Annotated in this window: 17 protein-coding genes; 6 read left to right on the plus strand and 11 right to left on the minus strand. The window is 72.1% G+C overall.

Annotated elements, in window-relative coordinates:
* Nucleotides 1-2: 2 nt before the first annotated feature.
* Entirely contained in the window at nucleotides 3-188 is a 186-nt protein-coding gene (locus ACZ7EC_RS07880) for a hypothetical protein (protein WP_471059244.1), read from the plus strand.
* 66 nt (nucleotides 189-254) lie between these two features.
* Here ACZ7EC_RS07880 and ACZ7EC_RS07885 read toward each other — a convergent pair whose 3' ends face one another.
* Nucleotides 255-629 carry an arsenate reductase family protein gene (locus ACZ7EC_RS07885; RefSeq protein ID WP_471059245.1) on the minus strand — a complete coding sequence of 125 codons (375 nt, stop codon included), beginning with the start codon at nucleotides 627-629 and terminating at the stop codon, nucleotides 255-257.
* A gap of 164 nt (nucleotides 630-793) precedes the next feature.
* Here ACZ7EC_RS07885 and ACZ7EC_RS07890 point away from each other — a divergent pair, with 164 nt between their 5' ends.
* Nucleotides 794-1,108: a hypothetical protein gene (locus ACZ7EC_RS07890; protein ID WP_471059247.1), complete on the plus strand. Its 315-nt coding sequence runs from the start codon at nucleotides 794-796 to the stop codon at nucleotides 1,106-1,108.
* Between the two features lie 69 nt (nucleotides 1,109-1,177).
* Here ACZ7EC_RS07890 and pspAB read toward each other — a convergent pair whose 3' ends face one another.
* The 3 genes from pspAB to ACZ7EC_RS07905 form a co-directional block, all read right to left on the minus strand.
* Nucleotides 1,178-1,762: a PspA-associated protein PspAB gene (pspAB, locus tag ACZ7EC_RS07895; protein ID WP_471059249.1), complete on the minus strand. Its 585-nt coding sequence runs from the start codon at nucleotides 1,760-1,762 to the stop codon at nucleotides 1,178-1,180.
* A 62-nt stretch (nucleotides 1,763-1,824) separates the two neighbouring features.
* Nucleotides 1,825-2,748, minus strand: coding sequence for a zinc metalloprotease HtpX (gene htpX, locus ACZ7EC_RS07900; protein ID WP_471059250.1), 924 nt, complete (start codon nucleotides 2,746-2,748; stop codon nucleotides 1,825-1,827).
* Between the two features lie 126 nt (nucleotides 2,749-2,874).
* Nucleotides 2,875-3,132, minus strand: coding sequence for an SCO2583/SCO2584 N-terminal domain-containing protein (locus ACZ7EC_RS07905; protein ID WP_471059252.1), 258 nt, complete (start codon nucleotides 3,130-3,132; stop codon nucleotides 2,875-2,877).
* A 346-nt stretch (nucleotides 3,133-3,478) separates the two neighbouring features.
* Between ACZ7EC_RS07905 and ACZ7EC_RS07910 the strand changes: the two genes are divergently transcribed.
* Nucleotides 3,479-3,730: a hypothetical protein gene (locus ACZ7EC_RS07910; protein WP_471059254.1), complete on the plus strand. Its 252-nt coding sequence runs from the start codon at nucleotides 3,479-3,481 to the stop codon at nucleotides 3,728-3,730.
* A 73-nt stretch (nucleotides 3,731-3,803) separates the two neighbouring features.
* On the opposite strand, the gene glnA is transcribed toward ACZ7EC_RS07910, so the two are convergent.
* Entirely contained in the window at nucleotides 3,804-5,213 is a 1,410-nt protein-coding gene (gene glnA / locus ACZ7EC_RS07915; RefSeq protein WP_397986302.1) for a type I glutamate--ammonia ligase, read from the minus strand.
* A gap of 210 nt (nucleotides 5,214-5,423) precedes the next feature.
* Here glnA and ACZ7EC_RS07920 point away from each other — a divergent pair, with 210 nt between their 5' ends.
* Nucleotides 5,424-5,891, plus strand: a complete 468-nt coding sequence (locus tag ACZ7EC_RS07920; RefSeq protein ID WP_471059256.1) for an RDD family protein — start codon at nucleotides 5,424-5,426, stop codon at nucleotides 5,889-5,891.
* Between the two features lie 107 nt (nucleotides 5,892-5,998).
* Here ACZ7EC_RS07920 and ACZ7EC_RS07925 read toward each other — a convergent pair whose 3' ends face one another.
* The 4 genes from ACZ7EC_RS07925 to lipB all read right to left on the minus strand — a co-directional run bounded on the left by ACZ7EC_RS07925 (nucleotide 5,999) and on the right by lipB (nucleotide 9,108).
* A complete protein-coding gene (locus ACZ7EC_RS07925; RefSeq protein ID WP_471059258.1) occupies nucleotides 5,999-6,700 on the minus strand; it encodes a DUF4191 domain-containing protein in 702 nt (233 codons plus the stop codon).
* A gap of 62 nt (nucleotides 6,701-6,762) precedes the next feature.
* Nucleotides 6,763-6,960, minus strand: coding sequence for an SCO2195 family GlnR-regulated protein (locus ACZ7EC_RS07930; protein ID WP_397987314.1), 198 nt, complete (start codon nucleotides 6,958-6,960; stop codon nucleotides 6,763-6,765).
* Nucleotides 6,961-7,227: 267 nt separating this feature from the next.
* Complete coding sequence (gene lipA, locus ACZ7EC_RS07935; protein ID WP_471059260.1) at nucleotides 7,228-8,193, minus strand: lipoyl synthase; 966 nt, start codon at nucleotides 8,191-8,193, stop codon at nucleotides 7,228-7,230.
* Nucleotides 8,194-8,310: 117 nt separating this feature from the next.
* A complete protein-coding gene (lipB, locus tag ACZ7EC_RS07940; RefSeq protein WP_471059261.1) occupies nucleotides 8,311-9,108 on the minus strand; it encodes a lipoyl(octanoyl) transferase LipB in 798 nt (265 codons plus the stop codon).
* Between the two features lie 232 nt (nucleotides 9,109-9,340).
* On the opposite strand from lipB, the gene ACZ7EC_RS07945 reads away from it, so the two are divergent.
* On the plus strand, nucleotides 9,341-10,795 hold the full coding sequence (locus tag ACZ7EC_RS07945) for a regulator (RefSeq protein WP_471059267.1): 1,455 nt from the start codon (nucleotides 9,341-9,343) through the stop codon (nucleotides 10,793-10,795).
* 104 nt (nucleotides 10,796-10,899) lie between these two features.
* On the opposite strand, the gene ACZ7EC_RS07950 is transcribed toward ACZ7EC_RS07945, so the two are convergent.
* On the minus strand, nucleotides 10,900-12,261 hold the full coding sequence (locus tag ACZ7EC_RS07950) for an NAD(P)/FAD-dependent oxidoreductase (RefSeq protein ID WP_471059269.1): 1,362 nt from the start codon (nucleotides 12,259-12,261) through the stop codon (nucleotides 10,900-10,902).
* A 279-nt stretch (nucleotides 12,262-12,540) separates the two neighbouring features.
* On the opposite strand from ACZ7EC_RS07950, the gene ACZ7EC_RS07955 reads away from it, so the two are divergent.
* Nucleotides 12,541-13,029 carry a GNAT family N-acetyltransferase gene (locus tag ACZ7EC_RS07955; protein ID WP_471059271.1) on the plus strand — a complete coding sequence of 163 codons (489 nt, stop codon included), beginning with the start codon at nucleotides 12,541-12,543 and terminating at the stop codon, nucleotides 13,027-13,029.
* Nucleotides 13,030-13,054: 25 nt separating this feature from the next.
* Here the strand turns inward: ACZ7EC_RS07955 and ACZ7EC_RS07960 are convergent, their stop codons facing one another.
* The gene (locus ACZ7EC_RS07960; RefSeq protein WP_471059273.1) at nucleotides 13,055-14,236 is read right to left on the minus strand and encodes a MarP family serine protease; all 1,182 of its coding nucleotides are present in this window, start codon (nucleotides 14,234-14,236) and stop codon (nucleotides 13,055-13,057) included.
* Between the last annotated feature and the right edge of the window lie 25 nt (nucleotides 14,237-14,261).

A 14,261-nucleotide genomic window follows, 5' to 3' on the forward strand; every position in this document is an offset into this window, starting at 1 on the left:
ACGTGCCGGCGCTGCCGCTCGCGGCCGGGGCCGGCAAGGTGCACGGCCCGAGCCGGGTCACGGCGGCGGCCGGGGCGCTGCTGCGGCACGTCACCACCGCCGTACCGCGGGGCGTCTCCCACCACGCCCTGCCCAAGCCTGCCCCGCCGGAGCTGAGCGACCGGCTGGCCGCCTTCCTGGCGGACTGACCCCCGCGCACCGCCCGCCCGGCTCGCGCCGCCCGCCCGGCTCGTGGTCGGCCGTGCGACGTCCCGTCAGCGGGACGCGGAGTCGTGGGCGATCGCCTCCCGTACCGCCTCCTCCGTCCGGGCCACCACCGTCGTGCCGTCGTCCGCCGTGATGATGGGCCGCTGGATCAGCTTCGGATGTCCGGCCAGCGCCCGGATCCACCGCGGGCGCGCACCCTCGTCCCGCGGCCAGTCCTTGAGCCCCAGTTCCTTCGCGGCCGCCTCCTGGGTCCGGGTGATGTCCCACGGCTCCAGGCCGAGGCGCCCGAGTACGGCCTTGATCTCGTCCTCGCTCGGCACGTCCTCCAGATAGCGCCGCACGGTGTAGCCGACGCCCTCGGCTTCGAGCAGGCTGATCGCGCTGCGGCACTTCGAACAGGCCGGATTGATCCAGATCTCCATGTCTCCACGGTACGCGAGAACCCGTGCGCAACCCCTGTACCGGCAGCCCCCAAAGCCCTTGTGGCCAGGGCCTTTTGTCAGTGGTCGGCCGTAGAATAGAAGCAGTGTTCGAGGGTGTCGCCGGGCTCGCCGGCCGGCGCCCTGATCGCGTCTGGAGGATGCCCGTGCCCGCTGCCGCTCTCAAGCCGAAGCCGTCGCCGACCCAGTCCACCACCCGGCACCCGGTGCTGTTCGACTCGCCGTACGAGCCCGCCGTGAAGCGCCCCCTGCCGGCCGGCCGCCCCCGCGAGTGGTACGTCGCGCACAACCGCCGCCTGAAGGCCATGCGCCTGGCCATCGCCCTGCTCGACTCCGGCGTCTACCTGCCGGACCAGGCGCACGACGACACCATCCGGGACACCGCCGAGACGATCGGCATGCGCCCGCCGTCCGACACCACGTGCCGCATGGTGCGGGCGCTGATGCGCTACAGCCGCTGATCCACCGCGGCGCCGGGCACGCCCCCCACGGGACCGCCCGGCGCCGCCGGCCCGCCTGCGCCGGGGCGCTCACAGACCGGGGGCGCCCCACACCGGGAACCAGCGGGACAGGTCCTGCTCGATCCGCAGATCGTCGGCGAGTGCGGACTTCACCTGGAGCTCCAGCGCGTTGTCCCGGCGTTCGCCGCCCCCGGCCAGCGGGGCGAAGGGGTAGAAGGTGCCCCGTTTGTAGAGGTAGACGAGCGCGAGAGCGCGTCCCGAGTCGTCGGCGAAGCCGGCCAGCGAGCACAGCAGCTGCGGGCCGAAGCCGTTGATCTCCAGGGAACTGTTCACCGCGTGCAGATCGTTGACGAGCTGCGGCAGCTGGTCGGGGGAGCGGCGCGAGACCAGCCACGAGTAGCCGTAGTCGTCCCGGCGCAGCTCCACCGGCGTCCCGGCGCGTTCCGCGTCCGCGTCCAGCAGCGCCTGCACCTCCCGGTGGGTCTGCTCGAAGGCCGCGCCCTCCACGGTGGCGAAGCACACCGCCCCCCGCCCGGTCGGGGCGAAGCCCATCGCCGCCTGGAGCGTGATGGCGGCGGAGGGCAGTGCGAACAACTGGTCGAGGTTCGGGGCCACGGGCTTGGTGCGCCCCAGCAGGATGTCCAGCAGGCCCAATGCTCAGCCCGCCTTCCGCGACAGCGCCATGTTCTCCGTTCCGCTGCTCTCCGAAGTCCCGCTCATGCCCGGTCGGCCTCCCCCGGTACGGTCTCGCCCAGCTCCGCCGAGATCCGGCCCAGCTGGTCCAGCCGCTGCTGGAGCGTCGGGTGGGTGGAGAAGAACCGCTCGATGCCCGGCTCCTTGCCGGTCGCCGGGGTGAAGTAGAAGGCGTTGAACGCCTGGGCCGTACGCAGGTCCTTGGTCGGGATGCGGGCGATGTCCCCGGTGACCTTGGTGAGCGCCGAGGCCAGCGCCGAGGGGCGCCCGGTCAGCTGCGCGGCCGCGCGGTCGGCGGCCAGTTCCCGGTACCGCGACAGCGTCCGGATCAGCAGGAAGCTGATCGCGTACACGGCCGCCGAGACGCCCATCACGCCCGCGAAGACGACGGCGGTGTTCTGGTCCCTGCGGCCCCCGCCGAAGATCTGCGAGTAGAAGGCGAAGCGCACCAGCAGGCCCGCGACCACGCCGAGGAAGGAGGCGATGGTGATCACGGCGACATCCTTGTGCGCCACGTGCGACAGCTCGTGCGCGAGGACGCCCTCCAGCTCGCCGGGCTCCAGGCGGCGCAGCAGCCCGGTGGTCACGCAGACCACGGCGTGATCGGCGTTGCGTCCGGTCGCGAAGGCGTTCGGCATCTCCATGTCGGACACGGCGACCGTCGGCTTCGGCATGTCCGCGATCGCGCACAGCCGGTCCACCACCGCGTGCAGCTCCGGGTACTCCTCCCGCTCCACGACCCGCCCGTGCATGGCGAACATCGCGATCCGGTCGGAGAACCAGAACTGTGCCACGAACATCGCGGCCATCAGGACCACGACCAGCAGCCAGGACTTCAGCAGTACGAGCAGCGCGGCGATGAACGCCACGTACAGCAGTCCGAGCAGAAACATCGTGACCGTCATCCGCACGGTCAGTCGCCGGTCGCTCCTCAAGCGGCTCCGCATCTCGCATCACCCCGCAGTCAGGCACCTTCGTCCCGCTGTCCAGTGTGCACCTGCCGCACGATATGGGGAGGGGGCCGGACGGCCCGCTCACCCGACCGACGGCTTTCCGTGGCTCTCCGTGATCGGTCAGTAACCGTCACGTATCTGAGCGTACCCCAGCAGCACGATCACCGCGGCCACGCAGCCGAGGACCACCGCGGTGGACACCCAGGAGGAGCGGCGGGGCCCCGCGGGCTCCGGGTCGGCGCGGAAGGGGGCGGGGTCCGGGGGGTTCTGCTTCCAGCGGGCGGCGAGCATCCGGGCGCGGGCGGAAGGCTCCTTGTGCGGGGCGGAGTTCGCCCAGCGAAGATCGAACTCCTGCTGCCAATCGTCCTGTTCAGACATTCCCCGTTCAACCTTCCTCGTCGGGACAGTTACGGGGGCATGATCCCGTCGGCCCCCCGGAAAGAGGAAGCCTGAGCGGTACGAAAGGTTGCACAGGGCCCCTGAGCAGCCCGTTTACGCCCGATTCGCGTCCGGATGCCGGGTGCTGATCCGGCCGCTAGCATTTTCAGCAGAGCCGCGCCGCAGGGTGCGCCGGACGTGCGCCATCCCCGCCGACCAGGGGAACGTCAGCCCTGCTTCCTGAATACAGGCGGCATCACCCACGACCGTGTCCCGCCGAAGGCGCGGGTGCGGCCATCTTCCGGTGCCCGAAACGGCGCCGGGGGAATGGAAGGAGGGCAGTTCGATGAATGCACAGCGCGCGAGGCGTCTCGCCGCGGTGTCCGCCGTCGGCGTGCTGCTGGCGGGCGGGGCCACCGTGGCCACCGCGAGCACCGCGTCGGCGTCGACCCAGACCCACGTCAGCACCAACCGCGGCTGCTACGGCCGTAACTGCTTCGGCTTCAACCGGGGCTTCAATCGCGGCGGCTTCTTCGGCTTCAACAACGGCTTCGGCTACGGCTACAACTCGCCCGTGGTGGTGGTCGTGGTGCCCTGACGCACTCACGCCGTGACACACGACCGGGGCCGCCTCCCTCGCGGGAGGCGGCCCCGGTCGTGCGACGGGTCTGTCACACGTCGAAGTACAGCTCGAACTCGTGCGGGTGCGGGCGCAGCTGGAGGGGGGCGATTTCCTGGGTGCGCTTGAGGTCGATCCAGGTCTCGATCAGGTCGGACGTGAAGACGTCGCCCTGGAGGAGGAACTCGTGGTCGGCCTCCAGGCGGTCGAGGACGGCGCCGAGGGAGGTCGGGACCTGCGCGACGTTGGCGTGCTCCTCGGGAGCCAGCTCGTAGAGGTCCTTGTCGATCGGCTCGGCCGGCTCGATCTTGTTCTTGATGCCGTCCAGGCCCGCGAGGAGCAGCGCCGAGAAGGCGAGGTACGGGTTGCCGGAGGAGTCGGGCGCGCGGAACTCGACGCGCTTGGCCTTCGGGTTGGAGCCGGTGATCGGGATGCGCATCGCGGCGGAGCGGTTGCGCTGCGAGTACACCAGGTTGATCGGCGCCTCGAAGCCCGGCACCAGGCGGTGGTACGAGTTCACCGTCGGGTTGGTGAAGGCGAGCAGCGAGGGGGCGTGCTTGAGGATGCCGCCGATGTAGTAGCGGGCGGTGTCCGACAGGCCCGCGTACCCGGCCTCGTCGTAGAACAGCGGGTCGCCGTTGCTCCACAGCGACTGGTGGACGTGCATGCCCGAGCCGTTGTCACCGAAGATCGGCTTCGGCATGAAGGTCGCGGTCTTGCCGTTGCGCCAGGCCACGTTCTTCACGATGTACTTGAACAGCTGGAGGTCGTCGGCGGCGGCGAGCAGCGTGTTGAACTTGTAGTTGATCTCCGCCTGGCCGGCCGTGCCCACCTCGTGGTGCTGGCGCTCCACCTTCAGGCCGGACTTCTCCAGCTCCAGGGAGATCTCGGCGCGCAGGTCGGCGAAGTGGTCCACCGGCGCGACCGGGAAGTAGCCGCCCTTGTAGCGGACCTTGTAGCCGCGGTTGTTCTCCACCGCACCGGTGTTCCAGGCGCCCGCCTCGGAGTCGATGTGGTAGAAGGACTCGTTCGCGCTGGTCTGGAAGCGCACCGAGTCGAAGACGTAGAACTCGGCCTCGGGGCCGAAGTACGCGGTGTCCGCGATGCCGGTCGAGGCGAGGTACGCCTCGGCCTTGCGGGCCACGTTGCGCGGGTCGCGGGAGTACTGCTCGCCCGTGATCGGGTCGTGGATGAAGAAGTTGACGTTGAGCGTCTTGTCCCGGCGGAACGAGTCGACCCGAGCCGTGGACAGGTCGGCCCGCAGCGCCATGTCGGACTCGTGGATGGCCTGGAAGCCGCGGATCGACGATCCGTCGAAGGCCAGCTCCTCGTCCGGGTCGAACGCCTCGGCGGGCACGGTGAAGTGCTGCATGATGCCCGGCAGGTCGCAGAACCGGACGTCGATGAACTTGACGTCCTCGTCCGCGATGAACTTCTTGGCCTCGTCGGCGTTCTGGAACATCCAGCTCCTCCTACTCCCGGCCGTCCGCGCCGGGGTGGTAGATCGTTCGTGCGGCCAGTGCGGTGGCACACGCTCGTCCCGACCCTAGGGACGGGTGATTTCTCCGGCGTGACCCGATTGTTTCGCAGAAGTTAACCGGGCACTCGTCCACCGTAGCTCCGGGACACCCCGGCGTCCCCCGGTCATATGGGGACGCAGTACCGTGGTCGGGTGGACAACAGGCAGGCACTCGGATCGTGGCTCTCCGGCCCTCGCGCGGCCATGGAAGACGCCGGCGCGGACTTCGGTTACCGGGGGGAACAGCTGGGGCTGCCCGAGGAGGGTCCGGGCTCGCTGGCCCGGCCGGGCAGGCGGCTCGGGGCCATCGCGGTCGACTGGGCGCTGTGCCTGCTGATCGCATACAGCTTGATCACCCATGGCTACGACCAGGGCACGGGCAACTGGGCCCTCGGGGTCTTCTTCGTCATGAGCGCCCTGCTGGTCGGCACCATCGGGTTCACTCCGGGCAAGCGCCTGTTCGGCATCCGGGTCGTGGCCCTGGGGACCGGCACCGTCAACCCGCTGCGCTCCCTGGTGCGCACCGTCCTGCTGTGCCTCGCCATCCCGGCCCTGGTCTGGGACCGCGACGGCCGTGGCCTGCACGACCGGCTGGCGAAGACGGTCGAGGTCCGGGTCTGACCCGTGAGGGCCGGGAACCCGTAGGGGCCGGGACGAGGAGTACGACGATGGGGGCGCCCGGTGTGACACCGGGCGCCCCCATCGTCGTACGCGTTGCACGTCGCGGCTCAGCGGCCGCTCTTGCCGCCCTTCGGCATCCGCATGCCCTTGGGCATCGGACCCTTCGGCACCGGCATGTTGCTCATCAGGTCGCCGAGCGCGCGCAGCCGGTCGTTGGTGGTGGTCACCTGGGGACCGGTGAGCACGCGCGGGAGCTTCAGCATGGTGGTGCGCAGCTTCTTCAGCTCGACCTGGCCCTCGCCGTTGCCCACGATGATGTCGTGCACCGGCACATCGGCGACGATGCGGTTCATCTTCTTCTTCTCGGCGGCCAGCAGGCTCTTGACCCGGTTCGGGTTGCCCTCGGCGACCAGCACGATGCCGGCCTTGCCGACCGCGCGGTGCACCACGTCCTGGCTGCGGTTCATCGCCACCGCGGGGGTGGTGGTCCAGCCCCGGCCGACGTTGTCCAGCACCGCCGCCGCGGCGCCCGGCTGGCCCTCCATCTGGCCGAAGGCGGCCCGCTCGGCCCGGCGGCCGAACACGACCGCCGCCCCCAGCAGACCCACCAGCAGACCGAAGATGCCCAGGTAGACCGGGTGGCCCAGCAAGAAGCCGATCACGAGGAACACCGCGAGCGTGCCGAGCCCGACGGCCGAGAGCACAAGGCCGATCTTGGAGTCGACCTTGCGGGTCATCTTGTATGTGAGGGCGATCTGCTTCAGTCGCCCGGCATTCGCGGCGTCCGCCGCGGTTTCCTTCCTCGCCATGGCACGAAGTCTACGTGGCGCCGGGAGCGCGGACGACGGCAGTGCCCGCGGGGGCGGCGGGGCTACGAGCCGTCCGCGGACCGCTCGTAGAAGCGCTGCGCCTCCACCCGGTCCCTGGCCCGGCGGCGGTCCTCCAGGACCGAGGTCCAGGCGTTGCGGCGGGCGGTGCGCTGGCCGCCGCTCATCAGCAGCGACTCGACGGCGCGGAGGGCGTCGGTGAGGGAGGGGATGGCGGTGGCGCGTACCGGCGGGGCCTGCATGGTCGAGATACCCCCTGCGAGCGGGTGGTGTACGAGGCGTGATTCGAGGGTCACTGATCGGTGTTACCAGGGCGTGTCCCAGCGGTCAAACACCGATGAAACCTTGATACGGCGGCCGCAAACCCTGACGCGGCCCTGACGGGTGCCCTCATCAGCGAGGACGGTCAGGACCGCGTCGAACAAGCCGTTACTGGCCGGTAATTACTTGTGCGCGAATTCACACACCGGGGGGAGGGGTCGCGGGGCGACCGCGCCGTCGGGCGGTGCTCACACCGCCTGGCTCGCCACGTAGCTGCCGCGCTTCTCGATCGCCATCTGGTACAGGCGCCCGGCGCGGTACGAGGAGCGCACCAGCGGGCCGGACATCACCCCGGAGAAGCCCAGCTCCTCCGCCTCCTCCTTCAGCTCCACGAACTCCTGCGGCTTCACCCAGCGCTCGACCGGGTGGTGGCGCACGGAGGGGCGCAGGTACTGCGTGATGGTGATCAGCTCGCAGCCGGCCTCGTGCAGCTGCCTGAGGGCCTCGCTGACCTCCTCGCGGGTCTCGCCCATGCCGAGGATCAGGTTGGACTTGGTGACCAGGCCGAAGTCGCGGGCGTCGGTGATGACCTTCAGGGAGCGCTCGTAGCGGAAGCCGGGGCGGATCCGCTTGAAGATCCGGGGCACCGTCTCGACGTTGTGCGCGAAGACCTCGGGGCGGGACTCGAAGACCTCGGCCAGCTGCTCGGGGACCGCGTTGAAGTCCGGGGCGAGCAGTTCGACCTTGGTACGGCCCTCCGCGCGCCCGGCGGTCTGCCGGTGGATCTGGCGCACGGTCTCGGCGTACAGCCAGGCGCCGCCGTCCGGCAGGTCGTCGCGGGCCACGCCGGTGATGGTGGCGTAGTTGAGGTCCATCGTGACCACGGACTCGCCCACCCGGCGGGGCTCGTCGCGGTCCAGGGCCTCGGGCTTGCCCGTGTCGATCTGGCAGAAGTCGCAGCGCCGGGTGCACTGGTCGCCGCCGATGAGGAAGGTGGCCTCGCGGTCCTCCCAGCACTCGTAGATGTTCGGGCAGCCGGCTTCCTGGCAGACCGTGTGCAGGCCCTCGCTTTTCACGAGGCTCTGCATCTTGGTGTACTCGGGGCCCATTTTCGCCCGCGTCTTGATCCACTCGGGCTTGCGCTCGATGGGGGTCTGGCTGTTGCGGACCTCCAGGCGCAGCAATTTGCGTCCGTCGGGTGCGACTGCGGACACGACCGGCTCCCTCAGCTTTGATTCTTCGGCGTCCCCCAGGGTACGCCCGTGTTCTGCACGCCCTGGCGCCGAGATCAACCTCATGACCGCAGGGCGCATTCCCGCGCGGGGGTTCCGTCAGGCCGACGCCTTCTCGACCGGCCGCGGCCTGAGGTCGGCGTTCTCCAGGATGTCCCGCAGATGCTTCTCGGCCACCGGCACGACCTCCTCCACCGTGACGTCCCGGCCCAGCTCGCCGGCCAGGGAGGCCACGCCCGCGTCGCGGATGCCGCACGGGATGATCCGGTCGAACCACTTCATGTCGGGGCAGACGTTGAACGAGAAGCCGTGCATGGTGACGCCCTTGGCGACCCGGATGCCGATCTGGGCGATCTTGCGGTCCTCGCGGCGCTGGCCGGCGTTGGAGGGTGCGTACTCCGGGCCGTTGAGGCGGGGGTCGAACTCCTCGTCGGTCAGCCGGGGGTCGAAGTCGAGGGAGAGACCGCCGAGCGCGGGCCGCTGCTCGACCGGGTCGCCGAGCACCCACACACCGCTGCGCCCCTCGACGCGGGTGGTCTCCAGACCGAACTCCGCGCAGGTGCGGATCAGGGCCTCCTCCAGGCGCCGTACGTGCGCCACCACGTCCACCGGGCGCGGGAGCTTCTGGATCGGGTAGCCCACCAGCTGGCCGGGGCCGTGCCAGGTGATCTTGCCGCCGCGGTCCACGTCGATCACCGGGGTGCCGTCCAGCGGCCGCTCGCTGTCCTCGGTGCGCCGGCCCGCCGTGTAGACCGGGGGGTGCTCCAGGAGCAGCACTGTGTCCGGGATCTCGTCGGCGAACCGGGCGGCGTGCACCCGGCGCTGCTCGTCCCATGCCTCCTGGTAGTCGACGGCCTCCGCGCCGAACCCCATACGGACGAACCGCAATTCACTCACGGCAAGCGCCTCCCTAGCGATGTCAGGCACGTCACGCGCCCACGCCACTGTACGTCCGTCCGTGGGACGTCAGCCCTGCGGGCAATCCTCACACGATCGGATGAATGAAAGCTGAAGTATCAGAGCGGGTGCTCACTCTCCGCTACATTCGCGCCGTTCATGAGGCCAAAAGGGCTGCTCACAGGCAATCCCGGCACGTAACGAGGCCCGGAGGCAGGAGACCGCACCACCGATGACGGACCGACCCGCGCAGCGCACCCCCAACCGTCAGCTCGCCGCGCTCATCGCAGAGGCGGGGTTCTCCAACGCGGGTCTGGCCCGGCGCGTCGACCAGCTCGGCCTCGAACACGGGCTGGATCTCAGATACGACAAGACCTCCGTCACCCGCTGGCTGCGCGGCCAGCAGCCGAGGGGGACGACGCCCGCGCTGATCGCCGAGGTGTTCACCCGCCGGCTCGGACGCCGGCTCTCCGCCCAGGACCTCGGCCTGGACGCGTGCGCGCCGGTGTACGCCGGGCTGGAGTTCGCGGCCACCCCGCAGGAGGCCGTGGACATCGTCAGCGGGCTGTGGCGCAAGGACTCCGGCAGCCACGCCGAACTGCGCAAGATCGCGTTCACCCCGGCGGGACTCGTGGTGCCGAGCCGGGACTGGCTGATCGGCAAGCCCGACGAACGGGTGGCCAGGGAGCCGGCGCCGCGGGTGCCCGCCCAGGGCCGGCCGGGCGTGCCGCGGCCCCCGGCCGGCCGGCCCCGGACGCGCGGACCCCTGGAGCGGGTCCCCGGACACCGGGTCGGCGGGGGCGACATCGCCGCGCTGCGCTCGGTGGGCGAGCTGTTCCGCACCCTGGACGACCGCTTCGGCGGCGGACACGCACGGCAGGCGCTGGTGCGCTACCTGGAGCACGAGTGCGAGCCGATGCTGCGCGGCAGCTACGACGAGCACACCGGGCGCCGGCTGTTCTCGGCGGCGGCGGACCTGACCCGGCTGGCGGGCTGGACGTCGTACGACATCGCGGCGCACGGGCTGGCCCAGCGGTACTTCGTGCAGGCGCTGCGGCTCGCGCAGGCGGCGGGGGACCGGCCGTACGGCTCCTTCGTGCTGGTCACGATGAGCAGGCAGGCGGTGTACCTCGGGCACGGCCGGGAGGCGGTGCAGCTCGCGCGGGTCGCCCAGCAGGGGATCGGCACCGGGGGACCGCCGGCCGTGCAGTCGCTGCTGCACGCGGCGGAGGCGCGGGCACACGGCGTGCTGGGGGAGGTGCGGGCGTGCACGGCCGCGCTGGCGCGGGCCGAGCGGGCGCTGGAGGCGGCTCGGCCGGGGGACGACGTGCCGTACTGGGCACGGTTCTTCGACGAGGCGCAGCTCGCGGACGAGCTGGGGCACTGCTACCGGGATCTCCAGCAGTTCCGGGCGGCCGCGCAACACGCGGAGCGTTCCCTCCAGTTGCGCGCGCCCGCGTACGCCCGCAGTCGGCTGTTCTGCCGGGTCGTCCTCGCCACGGCCCGCCTCGGCCTCGGCGAACTCGACCAGGCGTGCGCGCTGGCCACCGAGGCCGCGGCCCAGGCGGCGGACATGCGCAGCGCGCGGGCCATCGAGTACATCCGCGACTTCGAACGCCGCCTGGAGCCCTACAAGGACGCGGCCCCGGTCCGGACGTACCACGAGAAGGTGGCGGCCCTGAACTGAGCCCGACGGTGGCCACGGTGGTGGTCGGCGGTGCCGGGCCGGTCCGGCCGTTCGCCGGGGCCGAAACGAAGCCCGCCGCGACGGCGCCCGGCACCGCCGGGGTGTCAGGCGGCCCTCGGCATCGTCCGGGCCGGGTCGGCGCTGTGCAGGGAACCCGCGGCGCCGAGGTCCGAGAGGATGGACCGGGCGGCGCGGTGGGCGGAGTGCAGGGCGCCCTGGAGGGTGCTGGTGCCGCGGTGGTCGCCGCAGACGTAGAGGCCGGCGAGGAGCCGCACCGGACGGCGCAGGTCGTGCGGGGGCCGCATGACCGGGACCGCCTCCGGGGTGTGGTGCACGGCCAGCGTCTCCCAGCGGCGCGTGGAGGTGCCGTAGAGGCGGGAGAGGTGGATGCGGACCGCGGTGTCCACCCCCTCCGGCGGGGTGCCGAGCACCGTCGAGGAGATGAGCACCCGGCCCTCCGGCGCCCGGCTCGGGTCCACGTTGCTGAGCACCGACGTGTGCGCCACCGGCCCGCCCCGGTCCGCGTCCAGCAGCAGCGAGGCGCCGGTGGAGAACGCACCCGCCGACTCGTCCGTGGTGTGGTGGACCACCGTCACCGGGTGGAACCGGGGCACCCTGAGCCCCGGCAGCAGCTCCGCCGCCGAGCGCGCGTCGGTCGCCAGCAGCACCGCACGGCAGCGGATCTCCCCGTGCTCCGCCGTGGTCACCGACGTCGTGGACACCGAGGTGGCCCGCACCCCGGTGTGCACGGTGCCCGGCGGCAGCGCCCGCGCCAGCAGCTCCGGCAGCATGTCCGCACCGCCCTCCGGCACGCACAGCCGCCCGCCCGCGAACGCCCGCAGCGCCAGGTCGGCGCACCTGCTGGACGTCGTCAGCTCCGGGTCGCACAGCAGCGCGGCGAGCAGCGGCCGCAGGAACCCCTCGATCGTGCGGGCCGGCACCCCGCGGGCCGCGAGGGCCTGCGCGGCGGGCAGCTCCGGCCGGGCGAGGAGCCGCTCGACCGGCATCGCGGCGATCCGGTTCAGCGCCGCGCCCAGCCGCGCCTGGTCCATCGCGCCGCCCACCGGGGCGCCCCGGCCGGGCGGCGCCGCCACCCCCCTGGGGGCGCTCGCCAGGGCGCGCACCGCATGGAGTGCGCCCCTCGCGCTTCCCCCGCTCGCCGGCGCGCCCGCCCGGTGGGTGCGCCCGTCGCGGTGCAGCAGCACGCCCGGCGCGAAGGGCCGCAGGACCAGGGAGTCCAGCCCAGGCGTCAGCCGGAGCTCGGGATACGCCGTGGACAGCAGCTGTCCGATGCGGTCGAGCCGGAAACCGTCGACCTTCTCCGTCGACATGCGGCCGCCGACACACGAGGCGGCCTCCAGGACCGCGGTCGTTACTCCTGCGCTGGTGAGCCGGTGGGCCGCCGAGAGACCGGCGATGCCGGCCCCCACGATGACGACGTCCACCTGGTTCGCGGGCTCAAGCACGAGGCCCCTCCTGTGGTTGCGCTGAGCGGTCGGTGGAGACGTTGTGCCCCCAACCGGCTTCAGCGATACGCGAGTTCGCGTCGAGTATCAGGGCCGTGATCGGTCGTAAGGAGTCGCGCATCGACAGAGCACGGTCGCATGGAGGTCGCATACGGTCACATCCGTTCCGTGCGCCGCACAGCGCCCTCGCGCGCCACCACGAAGCGCCCGCGCGCGCCGGGAGCACGGGACACGGAAACCCGCTGGGTCCCCCGCACCGCCCCGCTTAAGGTGGCCCCCATGCCCGAGCCGCACATACGCCCCGCCACGCTCGCCGACGAGGAGGCCCTCGGCCGCCTCGAACGCGACACCTGGTCCACCCTGCACGCGGTGATGCCCCGCCCCGAGCCGCCGTACCCGCCGGTCTTCGACGAGCGCCACCACCCCGGCGACTTCCTCCTCGCCGAGCTGGACGGCCGCGTCGCCGGCTACGTCCGCCTCGCCCAGACGATCCCGCTCCCCACCCACGCCCATGTCCTCACGATCCAGGGATTCGTGGTCGCCGAGGAGGCCCGCGGCCGGGGCCTGGGGCGGGCGCTGATCCGGGCCGCCGTCACCGAGGCCCGCGCCCGCGGCGCCCGCCGCCTCACCCTGCGCGTGCTCGGCCACAACACCCCGGCCAGGAAGCTCTACGAGGCCGAGGGCTTCGCCGTCGAGGGCGTCCTGCCGGGCGAGTTCCTCCTCGACGGCGCGTACGTCGACGACATCTGCATGGGCCGCGCCCTGTGACGGCGCCGCGCCCCGCACCGCCCGCTCAGCCCACCAGCGCGCCCGTGTCCACCGCCGCCGTCGCGGTGGCCCCCCGCCGGGCGTCCGAGGCCACCTCGGACGCCGTCAGCACATATCCCGTCTCGGCGTCCGAGGTGGAGCGGGCGAACACCACCCCGAACACCCGCCCGTCCGTCGTCAGCAGCGGCCCGCCGGAGTTGCCCGGCCGGACCGTGGAGCGGATCGAGTAGATCTCGCGGGTGACCGCGCCGTCGCTGTAGATGTTCTGCCCGGTCGCCCGCACCAGGTTCCCCACGGTCGCCGCCTGGAGATTCAGGCTGCCGTCCTGCGGATAGCCCGCCACCACCGCGGAGTCCCCGCGCGAGGCGCCGGTGTCGAAGCGCAGCACCGGAGCGTCGAGCCCCGGCACGTACAGCACCGCGACATCCCGGTCGGGGTCGAACAGCACCACCCGCGCCGGGTAGACCGGGCCGACCCCGCCCACCCGCACGCTCGGCCGGGCGATGCCCGCCACCACGTGCGCGTTGGTCATCACCCGCCCCGGCGCGTACACGAACCCGCTGCCCTCCCGGCCCTCGCTGCCCGAGACCCCCTCGATCTTGACCGTGCTCGCCTTGGCGGCGTTCGTCGCGGCCGCCGTCACGCTGTCCCCGGTGGGACGCGGCACCTGCGCCGTCGACTCGTTCTCGAACGGGTTGAAGACCTGTGGGAAGCCCGCGTCCGTCAGCGCCGAGGTGGCCCGCGAGAACCAGGCGGGCGTGGTGTCCGGCATCGTCCGCTGCACGGCGCCGAGCAGCGAGGAGTCCCGGATCGCCGTGGTCAGGGCCGGCGAGGGGGCCGCGCTGAGCACGCTCGCCGCCACCCAGGCCACGATCAGCACCGCGACCGTGTTGGCCGCCGCGCCCCCGACGCCGTCCACCACGCGCAGCGGACCCCGGTCCAGGCCGCCGCGCAGCCGCAGCGCGAGCCGGCCCGCCAGTTCATGGCCCACCGCGGCGGGCACCAGCACGGTCAGCACCGCGAGCACCGTGGCGGTCGCCGTGCCCCGGTCCACCTGGCCGGTCACCCACGGCAGCGCCCAGACGCCGACGACCGCGCCGCCGACGAACCCGGCCAGCGAGACACACCCGGCCACCAGGCCCCGCCGGTAACCGGACGCGGCGTACAGGAGGATCACCAGCACCAGCAGCAGATCGAGGAGGTCCACGGAGCCGCCTTTCTCTTCGCACCCC

This window comes from Streptomyces sp. NPDC037203, assembly GCF_055605065.1.

Excerpts from the sequence above, each read along its gene's own strand:
- ACZ7EC_RS07885 (WP_471059245.1), bottom strand. The coding sequence starts at position 629 with ATGGAGATCTGGATCAATCCGGCCTGTTCGAAGTGCCGCAGCGCGATC.
- htpX (WP_471059250.1), bottom strand. The coding sequence starts at position 2,748 with ATGCGGAGCCGCTTGAGGAGCGACCGGCGACTGACCGTGCGGATGACG.
- ACZ7EC_RS07905 (WP_471059252.1), bottom strand. The coding sequence starts at position 3,132 with ATGTCTGAACAGGACGATTGGCAGCAGGAGTTCGATCTTCGCTGGGCG.
- ACZ7EC_RS07910 (WP_471059254.1), top strand. The coding sequence starts at position 3,479 with ATGAATGCACAGCGCGCGAGGCGTCTCGCCGCGGTGTCCGCCGTCGGC.
- glnA (WP_397986302.1), bottom strand. The coding sequence starts at position 5,213 with ATGTTCCAGAACGCCGACGAGGCCAAGAAGTTCATCGCGGACGAGGAC.
- ACZ7EC_RS07925 (WP_471059258.1), bottom strand. The coding sequence starts at position 6,700 with ATGGCGAGGAAGGAAACCGCGGCGGACGCCGCGAATGCCGGGCGACTG.
- ACZ7EC_RS07930 (WP_397987314.1), bottom strand. The coding sequence starts at position 6,960 with ATGCAGGCCCCGCCGGTACGCGCCACCGCCATCCCCTCCCTCACCGAC.
- ACZ7EC_RS07945 (WP_471059267.1), top strand. The coding sequence starts at position 9,341 with ATGACGGACCGACCCGCGCAGCGCACCCCCAACCGTCAGCTCGCCGCG.
- ACZ7EC_RS07955 (WP_471059271.1), top strand. The coding sequence starts at position 12,541 with ATGCCCGAGCCGCACATACGCCCCGCCACGCTCGCCGACGAGGAGGCC.